The sequence below is a fragment of the Bacillus sp. NH11B genome, from assembly GCF_001884205.1.
Lineage (GTDB): Bacteria > Bacillota > Bacilli > Bacillales > Bacillaceae_G > Bacillus_A > Bacillus_A proteolyticus.
Window position 1 is genome coordinate 1 of the sequence record NZ_MAOG01000138.1, and the last position, 14,400, is coordinate 14,400.

The 14,400-nt window shown below is 33.0% G+C and carries 14 protein-coding genes and 2 pseudogenes; 5 read left to right on the plus strand and 11 right to left on the minus strand.

The annotated features are described in order from the left end of the window. Both BAU27_RS33035 and BAU27_RS25785 read left to right on the plus strand, forming a co-directional pair. A pseudogene (locus BAU27_RS33035) lies at positions 1-883 on the plus strand (zinc dependent phospholipase C family protein); the annotation flags it as partial. A 144-nt stretch (positions 884-1,027) separates the two neighbouring features. Further along, positions 1,028-1,141, plus strand: a pseudogene (locus tag BAU27_RS25785) (CDP-diacylglycerol--serine O-phosphatidyltransferase); the annotation flags it as partial. 1 nt (position 1,142) lies between these two features. Here BAU27_RS25785 and BAU27_RS25790 read toward each other — a convergent pair. Then, positions 1,143-2,522, minus strand: a complete 1,380-nt coding sequence (locus tag BAU27_RS25790) for an aldehyde dehydrogenase (RefSeq protein ID WP_071772405.1) — start codon at positions 2,520-2,522, stop codon at positions 1,143-1,145. A 916-nt stretch (positions 2,523-3,438) separates the two neighbouring features. Between BAU27_RS25790 and BAU27_RS25795 the strand changes: the two genes are divergently transcribed. Together BAU27_RS25795 and BAU27_RS25800 are read left to right on the plus strand one after the other, a co-directional pair. After that, positions 3,439-4,461, plus strand: coding sequence for a hypothetical protein (locus BAU27_RS25795; RefSeq protein WP_071772406.1), 1,023 nt, complete (start codon positions 3,439-3,441; stop codon positions 4,459-4,461). 512 nt (positions 4,462-4,973) lie between these two features. After that, positions 4,974-5,609, plus strand: a complete 636-nt coding sequence (locus tag BAU27_RS25800; protein WP_071772407.1) for a lysozyme family protein — start codon at positions 4,974-4,976, stop codon at positions 5,607-5,609. 400 nt (positions 5,610-6,009) lie between these two features. Here the strand turns inward: BAU27_RS25800 and BAU27_RS25805 are convergent, their stop codons facing one another. Both BAU27_RS25805 and BAU27_RS25810 read right to left on the minus strand, forming a co-directional pair. Continuing rightward, a complete protein-coding gene (locus tag BAU27_RS25805) occupies positions 6,010-6,294 on the minus strand; it encodes a hypothetical protein (protein WP_071746594.1) in 285 nt (94 codons plus the stop codon). A 524-nt stretch (positions 6,295-6,818) separates the two neighbouring features. Next, positions 6,819-7,850: a hypothetical protein gene (locus BAU27_RS25810; RefSeq protein ID WP_071772408.1), complete on the minus strand. Its 1,032-nt coding sequence runs from the start codon at positions 7,848-7,850 to the stop codon at positions 6,819-6,821. 209 nt (positions 7,851-8,059) lie between these two features. Here BAU27_RS25810 and BAU27_RS32500 point away from each other — a divergent pair, with 209 nt between their 5' ends. Next, on the plus strand, positions 8,060-8,299 hold the full coding sequence (locus BAU27_RS32500) for a hypothetical protein (protein ID WP_175546562.1): 240 nt from the start codon (positions 8,060-8,062) through the stop codon (positions 8,297-8,299). Positions 8,300-8,512: 213 nt separating this feature from the next. On the opposite strand, the gene BAU27_RS25820 is transcribed toward BAU27_RS32500, so the two are convergent. From BAU27_RS25820 to BAU27_RS25855, 8 genes are all read right to left on the minus strand, one after another. Then, positions 8,513-8,809, minus strand: coding sequence for a hypothetical protein (locus BAU27_RS25820; RefSeq protein WP_002078426.1), 297 nt, complete (start codon positions 8,807-8,809; stop codon positions 8,513-8,515). A gap of 196 nt (positions 8,810-9,005) precedes the next feature. Beyond that, entirely contained in the window at positions 9,006-9,203 is a 198-nt protein-coding gene (locus BAU27_RS25825) for a helix-turn-helix domain-containing protein (protein WP_254798010.1), read from the minus strand. An 83-nt stretch (positions 9,204-9,286) separates the two neighbouring features. After that, positions 9,287-9,481 carry a hypothetical protein gene (locus BAU27_RS25830; protein WP_071746591.1) on the minus strand — a complete coding sequence of 65 codons (195 nt, stop codon included), beginning with the start codon at positions 9,479-9,481 and terminating at the stop codon, positions 9,287-9,289. A gap of 239 nt (positions 9,482-9,720) precedes the next feature. Continuing rightward, positions 9,721-9,915, minus strand: a complete 195-nt coding sequence (locus tag BAU27_RS25835; RefSeq protein ID WP_071772410.1) for a hypothetical protein — start codon at positions 9,913-9,915, stop codon at positions 9,721-9,723. Positions 9,916-10,180: 265 nt separating this feature from the next. After that, positions 10,181-11,092, minus strand: a complete 912-nt coding sequence (gene menA / locus BAU27_RS25840) for a 1,4-dihydroxy-2-naphthoate polyprenyltransferase (protein ID WP_071772411.1) — start codon at positions 11,090-11,092, stop codon at positions 10,181-10,183. Positions 11,093-11,287: 195 nt separating this feature from the next. Beyond that, positions 11,288-12,172 (minus strand): alpha/beta fold hydrolase, encoded by an 885-nt coding sequence (locus BAU27_RS25845; protein WP_071772412.1) that lies wholly within the window; start codon positions 12,170-12,172, stop codon positions 11,288-11,290. A gap of 558 nt (positions 12,173-12,730) precedes the next feature. Next, the gene (locus tag BAU27_RS25850) at positions 12,731-13,330 is read right to left on the minus strand and encodes a DJ-1/PfpI family protein (protein WP_071772413.1); all 600 of its coding nucleotides are present in this window, start codon (positions 13,328-13,330) and stop codon (positions 12,731-12,733) included. Between the two features lie 55 nt (positions 13,331-13,385). Continuing rightward, positions 13,386-14,369, minus strand: coding sequence for a phosphotransferase enzyme family protein (locus tag BAU27_RS25855; protein WP_071772414.1), 984 nt, complete (start codon positions 14,367-14,369; stop codon positions 13,386-13,388). Between the last annotated feature and the right edge of the window lie 31 nt (positions 14,370-14,400).

The following is a 14,400-nucleotide window of genomic DNA, read 5'->3' on the forward strand; positions in this document are numbered from 1 at the left end:
GCACTACTTTACAGATGCTACCCAACCTATGCATGCAGCAAATTTTACTGCAATTGATACGAGAGCTATAAAATATCATAGCTATTTTGAAAATTATGTTACAACCATTCAAGATCAATTTGCAGTTAATACTGGAGGGAATTATAACGACTCTCTATCTACACCTGAAGAATGGATTGATTATGCAGCCCGAGTAGCTAAACCTGAAATTAAAAATATCGCTAATGATAAAACATTTAAGTATTACAATAGCGGTAAGGCGCAATTGTGGCAAGAAATGGTTATCCCAGCTGTGCAGCGAAGCTTAGGAGAATCTCAGCGTAATACAGCAGGTTTCCTAAATCTTTGGTTTAAAACGTTTACTAAAAATGTGCAAGCTCCAAGTTTAGAAACTGCACAAATCTATGATATAGCAGGAAATGTTATAGAAGCAGGGAAAAACTATTATATCGTACCAAGTGAATCTCCTTTTCAAGGTCTAACGTTTGAATGGTATGTAGTAAATCGTTACGATTATGTTTTACTTGCAAATAAAAAGAATGATATACAATCTGGTACACCTATGGAATTTGTATTTTACAAAGATAATGATGCAAAGCTACACCACGGTGAAAGCGTATACCTTCGCATGGAGCATTCTAATTATGATCAATATCAATATTTAAATTGGTCCAAATATTCTAGTTGGGTTCACCTTGCTGAGAAATCTGATAGTTTGGCTGACTTTAAAATTCAAATTAACCCGAATAATCCTACAGAATATAATATTTTTACAGATGGTTATCCATTAAATTATGAGAATATAAATGCAGAGAAAAGTTGGATTGTACTAGGTGAAAAAACACAAAAACCTAGCTCATGGAAGTTTGTACCTTTCAGATAACCTAAACACACTCGTTCCTAATCAGAACGAGTGTGTTTTTTGTTTTGAGGTATTTGCTTTTCTTAAGTTGTTGGATGTGGGATCACCATACATGCCCATCTACTTAAGAACGGAAACAGTTTGATCAACTTAGGGGGAACAACCTTGTTCAATCAGATGGTAAAAGCTGTACCGAATTTATTTGCGATTGGAAATTTATTGTGCGGTGTTTTTTCAATTACCATGAATATGAGTGACTACTTGGGAGTAGCCTCCATAATCACTTGAAAATCTTTTGTAAAATTTTAATTTTGTCCCTATACGGCGGAAATACAATCCCTAAGTCTATACTTGAGCATTTCTTTAAAATGCTTTTACGATGTGTAAAAGTATCAAAACTATGTTTACCATGATAGGCACCGAACCCCGCAGTTCCTACTCCGCCAAAAGGCAAGTGTAGATTAGCCATATGTGACATTGTATCATTGACGCATCCTCCCCCAAAAGAAGTTCGTCCTAGTACTTGTTTTTCAACATTTTTATTTTTAGTAAATATATACAAAGCTAACGGTTTGGGATGGTTGTTAATCATATGAATGACATCATCTAAAGCATTGTACTCCATAATTGGTAAAATCGGCCCGAAAATTTCTTCTTTCATAGCTGCAGCATCCCACGATTTTACTTCAAGAAGTGTTGGTTCAATATATAAATGACTTCTAGATGAATTTCCGCCAAATATTATATAATTTTGGTCTTGTTCTAATATAGAAATAAGCCTATCAAATTGTCTCTCATTGATAATTCGACCATAATCATTGCTTTTTGATACATCTGAGCCATAAAAGCTAGTAATAATTTCTTTCATTTTTGAAATTAGTGTTGCCTTGATAGATTTGTGCACAATAACATAATCAGGTGCAATACAGGATTGTCCAGCATTTATGAACTTTCCCCAGATAATACGTTTGGCCGCTATATCAAGGTTAGCAGTTTCATCGACAATAGCTGGTCCTTTTCCACCAAGTTCTAATGTTACTGGTACAAGATTTTTCGCTGCTGCTTCCATGACAATTTTTCCAACTTGAATGCTACCAGTAAAAAAAATATGGTCAAATGGTGCATGAATCAATAAAGAAGTTATTTCTCTATCTCCTTCAATAACACGAATATATTGCTTATCAAACGTTTCACTTATTATTTTGTTCATTACAGCTGAAACATTTGGTGCATTTTCTGAAGGTTTGAGAACTACACAATTTCCTGCCGCAATTGCCCCGATAAGAGGTTCAATTAATGATTGGAATGGATAATTAAAAGGGCCAACAATTAGCACTGTACCATATGGCTCTTTTATTATGTAACTTTTGGAAGGTGCAAGATGAATAGGTGTTTTTACTTTTTGAGGTTTCATCCATTGTTTTAGGTATTTCATTATAAAATTGATACTGTTATATGCGAAACCAACTTCGGCAGCATATGATTCAAATTCACTTTTGTGTAAATCTTGATATAATGCGCTAAGCACTTGTTTTTCATATTTCCGAATAGAAGTTTTCAATTTTTCTAACTGCTTAAGTCGGAATTGAAGACTTCTCGTATGATCATGATGGAAAAATTGTCTATGCTCTTGAATCAGTTGTTGCACATTATCAGCCATTATAAAATCCCTCCAATAGAAAAAAATTCATATACTATGCACATCAATTGTAGAGAGTATTTTAAAACATACTATAAATTTCTAATAATGTGCACTGAAATTATATTCTCAATAAGCAGCTAATATACAAGGTGTGTGATACTTATGTTTACACGGGGAGACAACGCCACATCATTATAAAACCACTATCTATAAAGAAAAAAGACATTATCCTTTCCTATGGTTTCTCAGAAAGAATAACGTCTTTTGTCATTTCAGGGGGGATTTTGTCTTACTAGCTTGATAGCGATGGGGCCCCACCAACAAAACGCTGAAAACATACGCTAAGCAAATTTCGCCATGAAAACAGCCGATTTTTCCTACACTAAGGTATCATCGGCTTTATTTTATTGAATAAGGAGCTGAAATACTATTCTTTTTGTAGAAGTATTATTAGGAAGGAAGGCGTTTTTGTATGAATCTATCGATTTCTGATGAACCCAACGGATAAGCACCGTTCAGAAATTTATTTTTATATTTTGGATTATGATGCTATAATAGCTTCTATTTTAGCGCATATATACGACGTCTTTGGCTCTTAAAAACAAGTCATGGCTTCTCTCCTTTATTATTGTGTTGTGTTTGATTGTGAAGTGCATCAAGATTCCTGTAAAGTCTAATATGAATCGTTTTCATGTTTATGTTCTACACGATTCATCGCTTCATATGATTAATTCCACTTATTCGAATGTAACGGTTCGATAAGTGAAATGTATTACCTCCCCCTATTTTACATCTGAAATGTACATGTTTTACTACAGGTTCATTACAAAATATATTTTCTCAAAACGTCTTATTTTCAAAATAAATATTTTATTATAGATCTATTATGTTACACTACATGATAGTGTTTTATTCTTGAAAAGATGGTGAAAAAATGGAAGAAAACAAAAAAAGTAAGAGATTTTATGCAGTTGCTTTCCTCGTTTCAACAAGTTATATTTGGCTTTTAATTTTAGGAGCTTATAGTATGGGGATTCCCCAATATAATAATTTACTCTACGGCATACTTTTAATGACAGCTTTTACATTTATTTTTACAGTTCCAATTCTTTATATCGGCATTCCATTGGTATATATTGGTGTAGCGCTTGCCTTGCTCCGTATATTCTCTGTAAAGCGAATGTTAAGTTACTATGCTCTATCTTGGGTGGTATTATGGATTACTTTACAGGCCCCTTTATTAATTTATGGACATCATGAAAAAAACTACATATTTAAAGAACAAGTAGAAAAACAACAAATTGTAGAAAAAGTAAAAGCAGCGGTTGAAAAAAAGAATGGTCCTATTAAGATTACAGATATGTTTAAAGATAGTATGCTAGATTGGAATGAAAATGCAGGAAGCCCTGCTCATCCGAAGTTAAACATTAGATATGAATTAGTAAATTGTGATAAAGGAAAAGAAAAGCAAATCAGTGGATATAGCTGTACATCTACTATCGAGACATACTACAAAGATAAAAAATGGATAGTAGATTTAGATTCAAAAGAAAATGCAAATGCAATGAATATATTAAAAAATAACCAAAAGGCTGAAGAAAAGGAAAAGAAGGAATCCCTGAGCGCTGAAGAAGAAACATTAATTCGTAATAGAGCGGAATTAAAGGCAGTGGAATATTTAAAAGAAGATTTTAATTTGAATTTAACAATCGTAAAGCAGACATTTAATAAGAATACGAATTCCAATAATAAAGCAAACCCTTTATCGTATAAAGTTCATGAAACAATATTTAACGGATATTTGAACGAGGATCCGCAAAAAGATGTCACAGTAAGAGTCGAATATGATCCAAACACAAAGAAATACTTTATTCATATGTATAAGTTTGAAATGAGTGATGAATCAGATAAGGAAATTGAAAAACAAATTGAATTAAAAAAAGCAAAAACTAATTAAAAATGAGATATCTGTAGCTTTGAATTTTGTTTATCAAACTTTATTTTAAAGTTACATAATACACCTTATCAAGTTCATTTTATATAAAGTAGTATTCTGGTATGGATATACTTACATACTTCGTTGACTACCTAAGAACAAGCCGAAACATTTACATCTGGATGTGAATGTTTCGGCTTGTTTTTGAATTGAAGAAATGATCATAAAACTCTATTTTGTTATAATTTTTGACAGTTTACTATATAGCAAGGTAGGAGATAAATAATTTGAATCCTAGACATGGTCTGTTAATCTCCCCTTTATACCAATATCCTTTTAAATTACTCTAATAAATGAACTTTATTTTATTTTTATCTTATCTTTACCTTATCTTTAAAATTTTATATTAAACTTTACATCTAAAAGAAAAGATTTCGAGTCTAAAAAAGCAGGGGAAAAGGTGATTATTGCATCTTTTATAAATAACCAACCACCATTGAAAATGCAATTTTTTATACAAGGAGGAGTAATATATGAAGAATAAGAGTAAAAAACAAGTTATTATATTATTTTTTATTAGTATTTTAGGTTTAGGAACAATCATTGGGATACTATATTTTAATCATAAAACTAATATTCATAGAAATAAAGCGCTCGCTACCGAAGAACGTTTATTACAATATGAGCCCATTATGAAAAAAGAATTAGAAAAATATAATTTAGGAGAGAAAACAGCACTTTTGTTAGGAATTATGTACCAAGAGAGTAGAGGTGAGGGCAACGACCCTATGCAGTCCTCTGAATCACTTGGATTAAAGCCAAATGAAATTCAAGAGATAAACTTGAGCATTAAACAAGGGGTAAAGCACTTTGCTCAAATGTACAAATATGGAACAGAAAAAGGTGTTAGCATGGATACAATTATTCAAAGCTATAATATGGGACCAGGGTATATTGATTTTATTTCTAGTCAAGAGGCTAAACGACACTCAGACGATTTGGCTAAAAAGTTTTCTAAGATGAAAGTTGATCAGAATCCAGACATATACACTTGTGGTGGAAATAAACAAAATTTTAGGTATCCATATTGTTATGGTGATTTCACATATACAACAAAGGTGAATGAAAAAACAAAACTTATTGAAGAACTTCTCCAAAAAAAATTTTAAAATATAATTCGAAAAGTTTTAATGCAAGAACTTAAAGTTACGTGTAAGAAATCTATTAAATTAGGTCGTATTAATCCTCGTATTCCAAAAATAGTATGATTACATACCCATTTGGCTAAGATAAGTTTGGATTGATATAACAAAAACGTTATTCTTTCAAATTTATCTTATTTAGAAAGAATAACGCTTTTTTACTTTTTGGAGTAGTTTTATATCCTTAAGTTGCTGGAAATGTAAGATGCACTTAATAGGTTCTTTGAAGGGGATATTAATCTTTAATACTCTGATGGAATGTTTTCTTGAACTAATTCCAGTTCCAACTCATTTTTTGTTTTACCCTTTTTAAATTCATATTGTGTCCCAATTTCAGATTCACTGAACTAATTCAAGAGATACTCCCCTATCCACCAAAGAAATGATATTCGTATTGTCCATTCATGCCATCTTTGACAGCTATAATATTAGTAAGCTTGTAGTTAAGTGAACCATCCCCGTAGTGAACCTCTACTAATAACTGTTCTCGTGACCAAAGAGCATCATAGTACTTTTTAACTCTTTCGTCAGTTCTAATAATAAACCCATCTGCAGTAGACATTTGCTCCTGATAATTCAAAGTTTTAGCTTCAATAAATGAAAGTTCTTCACTATCAACAAAAATCTTTTCAATTTCTTTCGTCACATCCATATAACCTCATCCCCTTTCCTCCAGAATACCATATAAATAATCGTTGACTTAAGAGACAAATTTAAAAGATCCGCTTAAAACCAAGCCGACCATTAGGAGAACCCTACCGATTTTCTTCCTATAATTCTTATCCCTTCCCCTTTTATGCAGCTAGATTGTAAACACTTATACTAGGATTTGAGCACGTACCAATCTTGGAAAACAACCGTACACGTTGTGTCGTCATCCCCGAAAGCAATGAATGATGTATATAAAGTGAAGTGTAAAATAAATGAAACGTATTAGTAAATCATTCATTGCGTACAGGTGATAGAAGTCAGGAATAAGATAAATTAAAGTGAGTTTTCTCCTCACTTTTTTCTTTTGAAGCGTGATGTGAAAATAATTGTAATTCATCAAATACAGAAATAGACATACAAAAACGCCACCCTTTCCTATAATTCTACAGAAAGAATAGCGTATTTTTTGTATTTTGTTTTGTTAGTTTGATAGCAATGTGGCTATGCCCTTCTAAGGGGGCTTTTTTATACTGCAGGTTCTGTTGGAGCTGGTTGAACAGGAGTTACTTCCCCGCCATCCATGTCATCATACCTCATAGATTGATTCATAAATTCACCAATCATTTTTTGCAACTCATCCATTGGGACAATGTTCTTTTCAGAAGTATCGAATGTGAATTTGATAGGTTTATCGATAGATTTAATATCAGAATTAATATTCATATCAAATTTAATTGTTTCTTTTTCGTCTTTAGAATTTTCTGCTTCTACATGAATTGCTGCATCTTGTTTTTTGATCGTTGTTCCATCCATTGTATAAATTAAAGAAACAGATGATTTATCAAGATTTGCATCTTTTAATTTTTCCTTAAAGTCTGCAATTTCTTGTTTTGTTCCAGTGAAGTTTTTCATTGTAGACATTTCATCAAATACCTTTTCAATCACTGTTTTTAAATCTTTACCTGTTAATTTCACAGTATATACATCTTTTTCTTTTGTAAATTTGTCTTCAGGAAGTGCTTTGATTGCATCTAATAACGCTTTCTGCACTTTCTCTTGGATTTCCACAGATTCTTTTGTATCTACTTCCCCTAAATCTTTCATATCCATTTTGATAACTTTTCCTTCTAGAGTAGAAAAACTATCACCAGGAACGCCAGCTAATTGTAATAGTGATTTTACATTATTCGCTTTTACATATAAAGCCTTTTTCCCTTCATCCATAAACATTGGAATCGATATATCCATTTTCATTCCATCTGTTTTAATATTTGCACCAATTGTTATTTCATCTTTTTTTGCATCTTTATCTGTTTTTGAATCAACTGTAAATGATATGTTTTTTAACATATCATTTGCCGCTTTATTTTCTGTTTTCATATCTTTCGCATTAGAATCGAATTTAAAAGAAATTGAACCGCTTGATTCCATTTGTTTTGCATTCAAAATGTTTTCTGTTGAAGAAACAACGGTTTCTTTTGCAGATTTTCCACACGCAGATAAAGCGAAAAGACTTAAACTTGCTGCAACAACTAATCCTATTTTACCAAACTTCATAAAATCACCCTTTCAACTCATTAACATATCAATCATAGCATGAAAAATAAAAAATAGTAATATTTGGATAGAAAAATATTACTACTCAGCTACCTTCTTGATTTGAGGGTTTCTTATTTTCTGTATCTTTTAGATTTCCCTTTTTTCCGTTAACACCTGAATTATCAAGGTTAGGAGGTGAAATATCAGGTAAACTAATCGGTCAAAACATGGCGGTGAAAATACTTGTATCATCCATTGTATTAGCAAAAGAAGGTGCTTTCGGACAGAACTATGTACCAACAATGCGGAATGAAAAAAAACTGCCTACTAATAAACGGATTTCAGAGAAATTACTTTCTTTATTCAATAAAACAAATGATTATAAGCGGATAAAAGAAAAATTAATAGGCAAAACATTAACATTTGTACCCGACCATCCCATAGTCAGCAGGCTTAGTATATTATAATATCGATTCCTTTTATAATAAATTTACATCCGGGAATACATATTACTGGGTAAACGGTATCCTAGCTGCTGGATTCCTTATATCCTTAATTATCAACATAAAAGATATCATCAAGAAAAACTGCACAACTTCTGAAACGAATTAAGGAGCCTATTATTGTTCCTTTTTTTATGCAAAATAAAAAAGCAGCTGTTAAGCTACTTTGAATTCTCCTTATCCCCAAATGAAATGATATATATATTCTCCCGTTACACGTTCATTAATTCCAGCAATCCTAGCGAATCTCATTAAGTCCGCCCCTTGAAGAAAATACACCGAGATCGTAACTGGTACTTGTGACCACATGAATTGATAAAGCTCATTCACTCTCTGATTCGTCGAAACGATTAAATCATTTACAGGCCCATGATTCCATGCAGAGGTTTGAACTGAAGTGAACGGAAGGTCTTTCCCATTAACCACTATTCTTGCCACACTTTGAGTTATGTCCACAACAATCCCCTCCACCATTACAAAAATTAGACCTGTTTCTATACTTATATTCTTGATTAATAATAAATGTTTAAGGCAAACCCCTATTTCATTTCTTTTCAAAAACAATTTATTTGATAAAATAAAAAAGCAGCGGATTCGCTACTTTAAAGTAAATTAAACTATTCCTTTTTCTTTTGCTATTTCGTACAAAACAGTACGACTAACTCCTGTTTCAGTACATATACAGGGTTGCACGAGCAACATCAAACATCTCACATACCTCTACTTTCGTTTTACCAGAAGCAAGCATTTCCATCATGCCTTGAATTTGTTGAGGAGTATGAGCCTTCTTTCTACCGCCTTCTCTTCCTCTTGCCTTCGCAGCAGCTACACCACTAATAACACGGTCATTAATTACTTCACGTTCCATTTCAGGCATTTAATAAGTATAAATTTAGAAAACCCATAAACAAAAAAAGAGTGCTGTGAAGAAACGCACTCATTCAAAGGACTTTACCAATCCTTACGCTTATCACAATCACAGTCACGATCATGATTACGTTTACGACGACATTCATCACAATCACAGTCGCGGTCACGTCTACAACGACGGTCATCACAATCTCTATGTCTGCGTCTACAGAACATTAAATCATCCCAAAATCTATTACAATCTCTGCAATGTCTGAAATTACAATTACATCCCATAAATATGATTACCTCCTCTTAACTCTTGGATTCCTCATATTCTATGCTAAAAAACAAAAACAGCTTGTTTACTAGTCTATTTTCTGCATTTTAAATTAATAATGTTATTATCTAATCTTTAAGTCTCAAATCTATTTCATCCCTTATCTTTCCTTAACAACAAACAAGACGCCACCCAGATTACGCGGTAGCGCCTACGATAATTGCTATACACTTAATCAAACTCATTTATTCTCACATTATTTATTTCTTTGCTTCCATACCCCATTCTCTTTACGATAAGTATTCTTGCCATTCATGAAGTCAGCTGTATTGCCAGGAATGCTATATTTTTTATTTTTCATTTTCTTTTTCTTTCTTTTCTCTTTAGACTTTTCCAAAATAATTTGTTGTAGATCTGCTCTCCATTGCTTTAAGCGTTCTTTTTCTCGCATCTTCACTTATACCCCTAATGAAATTTATATATGTTCATATCAAATATACCTCTAGAATTAAATCAACGAAAGGGGTTACAAATATTTATCAACTTAGTTTAAGTGTATATTTCAATTCAAATGTCCATTTTATTCAAATTTAAAAGAGCACCCGCCATTAGGTACTCTTCAACAAATAAGTATGGTGCTTCGGGTTTCACCTCATATGATTTCTCTATATTAAAATCGAGAATTTGAGGTTTAGTCACTTAACAATAGTTTTTATTTAAAACAGATAACTGATTAATAATCCTGCTGATAATAAGAAGCCAAAAATCGTATTTGTCATCGCTGTTGATTTCATTGCTATGCGCATATACCCGGGATCCTTTTCCCCTTTTTGGAAACTTCGAATTGCAGAGATTGGCTTTTTCAAACCTAGGAACATAACTAATGCCCAAGGGCTTATATAACCCATCAATACAATTACGGTAATCCATAAATAAGCAATGAAAAAGGCTACAGCTAGTGTTACTACAGCTTTCTCTCTCCCAAGGAGGATTACCAATGTCTTTCTTCCACCTTTAATATCTTCTTCGATATCTCGGATGTTATTCGACATGTTGATTGCACCGACTAAAATTCCAATTGGAACGGAAATCAATACACTTTCAATCGTTATAGTATTCGTTTGAATAAAGAAAGCAATGAGTACAAAACATGTTCCCATTAGCAATCCAGAAACTAATTCTCCAAACGGAGTGTACGCAATTGGTAATGGACCACCTGTATATAAATAGCCAACCGCCATCCCAATTAAACCGATAACGACTAACCACCAGCTGCTATTCATACAAATATAAATGCCAATAAATGCTGCTACTACATACAATAAAAGCGCAACTGTTAACACATTTTTTGGTTTCAATCCATGACGGACAATTCCACCACCAATTCCAACAGAATCAGCAGTATCTAATCCGCGTTTGAAATCATAGTACTCATTAAATAAATTCGTTGCTATTTGCAATGCTAAACATGCAACCATCATCGCAATAAATAAAAGCCAATCAATTTCGGCAACATAAAGTGATGCCACTGTCCCTAAAATTACAGGAGAAAACGTCGCCGTTAATGTATGTGGCCTCGTCATCTTCCATATTAATTTAGCGGAACTAATTTCTTTTTCATTCCCCATAACTCTGTTCAATCTCCCTACATTTTAAGTATAAATTACTAGCAGTATCTTTCTATCTATTTTCTGCTGTACATCTATTATATCAAAAAAAGGATTGGTGATAGAACTGTAATGCTCTTGCTTGTCCCCCTATCACTCTTGAATTAAGTTTTTCAACAAAAGGCCCGTTGTTCACATTCGAACAACGGACCTTTTTTATATGAACCAATTTAAAACATCCTCAGTAATCTCTTCTGGTCTATCCCAGTGCATTAAATGCCCTGTATCTTTATAAAGCTTAGTTGTAATATCAATATACTTCTTAAATTCCGCAATTTGCAATTCTCTTATTTCTAAATAATTATCTGGAAGATCACAATACAATAATAAAATATCGCTTTTAATTTTATGAGATTTCAATGTTTTATACACCGTATATTGAAACTTAATTACACTTCGAGCGGTATCGCCAGTAGCATGCCATTTCACTTTACTCTCTTCTTCTCGCATTAAATCATAAACCGCGCGTTCTATTAATGGTGACCATCTGCTATAAACCATTTTTTCTGATTGGATGAATGCTTCTTTACTGTCAAAAATATATTCATCAAAATCTTTTTCATAATGAGTGATTTCTTCTTCTAATGATCGCGGTGGACACTCCCCTTCTTTCGAATCTTTATATAGCTTCGCAAAATAATCTGCATTCATTTTACCATGATGATAACCACCATCTAACAAAATCATTTTATTAACTTTTTCTGGACATTCTGCTGCATAGTGAAGTGCAACGCTTGCTCCCCATGAATGTGCTAATATATGAAATGTTTCTTTTCCTATCTGCTCCAGTAATGCTACTACCCAATTTGTTAAATGGAATGCACCGTAATCTTCATCCTTCTTAAAACTTGGTGTTTTCCCATGTCCAGGTAGATCAAATGATACAATATGATATTTATCCTTTAAAAGTTCCGCTATTTCTATAAAACTTAATTTTGTACTTCCTAAACCATGAAAACAAATGATTTGAGGTTTACTTTTATCTCCCCATTCACAAACACTTGCTTGGTATTCACCAAATTCTACAAAAAAGTGATTCATTTTTAATCTCCTCTAATTATTAGATGTAAATTAGTTCCAATTCAAAATTGTTTTTTCAGAATAAATAAATTCAACAAAATTATCCAAATCCCTTTTTCGCAAATGATTTTTATAGAATACGAGAGTTAGAAAGTACCAAACACTTAACTTCATGTATATCGATGCGAATTCATTTAAGTTAATGGTTAGACTACATCTTCACGCCTATGAAATTAATATATTTTAATAATTATATTATTCGTGATTCTTGTACTATTGTTTCATCCTCTTTAGACGCTGTCACAAAGGGAATAAAGTGAAACTTTATTCAGCCCTCACCAATCGGGCGTTTACGGGCAGCCCGGCTCCCACCTAACTTCTTTGCATTCACTGAATTGTGAGGTGGGGGTCTTACTGCCCGGCAAATAGCGGGATAAAATTAGGTTATATTCAGCCAAATTATTAACCATAGAAAGTTCATACATAGAAGAAAGAGCCTACTTGTATTAAGTTGGCTCTTTCTCTTTTAAAATATCTAATACGCTCTACGGCAAAAAATATGATTCAGCGAATAAAAAATTACTTCCAAACAACCCCTCGCCTTTCATATTCCATTCTATATTCAACAGCAGCTGCAATTTTGGAGCTTGCGAACTTTTCAGTAATCCAAAGACCTAAATCGATTCCTGAAGTAACTCCCCTTGCAGTAATAATATCGCCTTGATCCACAATTTTGTAACGAAGAAGTTCTGCACCGTATTCACTCATTTCATCCTGTGCCAAATAGTGCGTCGTCGCCTTTCGACCATTCAATATACCTGAGGCAGCTAGTAGCATACCTCCTGTGCAAACTCCAGCAACAATTGTTCCTTCCTTGTGCATCCCTTTAATCATTTCGGTCAAGGTACCAATCTCTGCTTGCTTTCGTGCGCCATGTTCGGCTTTATGATTCCAGCCACCACCAGGTACAATTAACAAATCTGGGCGATTATCCATTCGTAAAAAATCATTTAGTTTAACCGTAGCTCCAAACGAAGTAGTAACTTCTTGCTTTGGTTCACTTGAAACGAATTCAACCGTAAATGAAGCCCCTTCTTCTATCGCTCTTTTGAGTACCTCAAACGGTGCGAAAGAGACAAGCTCTCCGAAGCCATCAAACAATACAATTTGTATTTTCATTTTTAGAACACCTCATATGGTTTCTTTTTTGAATCCGAAATTAGGAGAATAAATGTTATCTACAAATTAACAATGAAGATAATTTTTTCCCCCTCACTCTATAAGCTTCCAAATGTTCTTCTAATTCCCTCTCATCACTTATTATACTTAGCGTTTTCTTCACAAAATTCCAATTCAAACTACCAGATAGCCATAGTAATGAAGAAAGTCTTTTATAATCATTTAAAGTTAAAATATTATTAGCCTTATACCCTTCTAAAAATGAACTAGCAACTCTCGCACACACTTCATGCGAATGTATTCCTTTTGTTCGAGAATACCACTTTATTAAAAAAGCTAATCCTTCAATGCGGTCTACATAACTAATAGATTCAAAATCTACAATTCCTTTTACCTGTTGGCTTGAGTCCCATAAAACATTCAAAGGATTTAAATCTGTTTGTACGATAAACTCTAAGTCACTCGTATGTGCGCATTCTATATGATATTTAGCAAGATCTATATACTCGCGTAATTCCTTACATGCGCTTGCCTTACTTTCTAACATATTAAGAAACTGGGCATACCCATCTAAATGAGATTTCTTTTGAAAAATCGAGCTTTGAAATGTACTAGAAATATCATGGATCTTTCTTGCTTCCGTTCCAAAGGCTTCTGCAATATTTTCTGTACAATGTGTAATATGTTCCCCTTCAATCCAATTAGACAATACAAATCGGTATTGTTCATCATTCCAAGTGACAAATGTAAATGACTCTCCTGCCCTATTCTTGTTAATTTGCATAAAAGGAATCCCCTGCTCGCGTAAATAATACGTATACCGTGCCTGCTCTTTCAATTGTTCATTTGATAACGTCCCAAAGGCTGGATTGATTGTTCGAGCGCTATTCATAAATCTTGCGGAATATCGCTTTCCATTCACCATAATTTTATAGTGTAGATCGGTATTCCAACTATCCTTATGTAATTCTTCCTCCACTGCTATTGAATGAATTTCTTTAAAATAATGCATTAATACGTCTTTTATTATGTGTTTCACCCTATTCTCCTTTCATATAAAAACCTTTTAA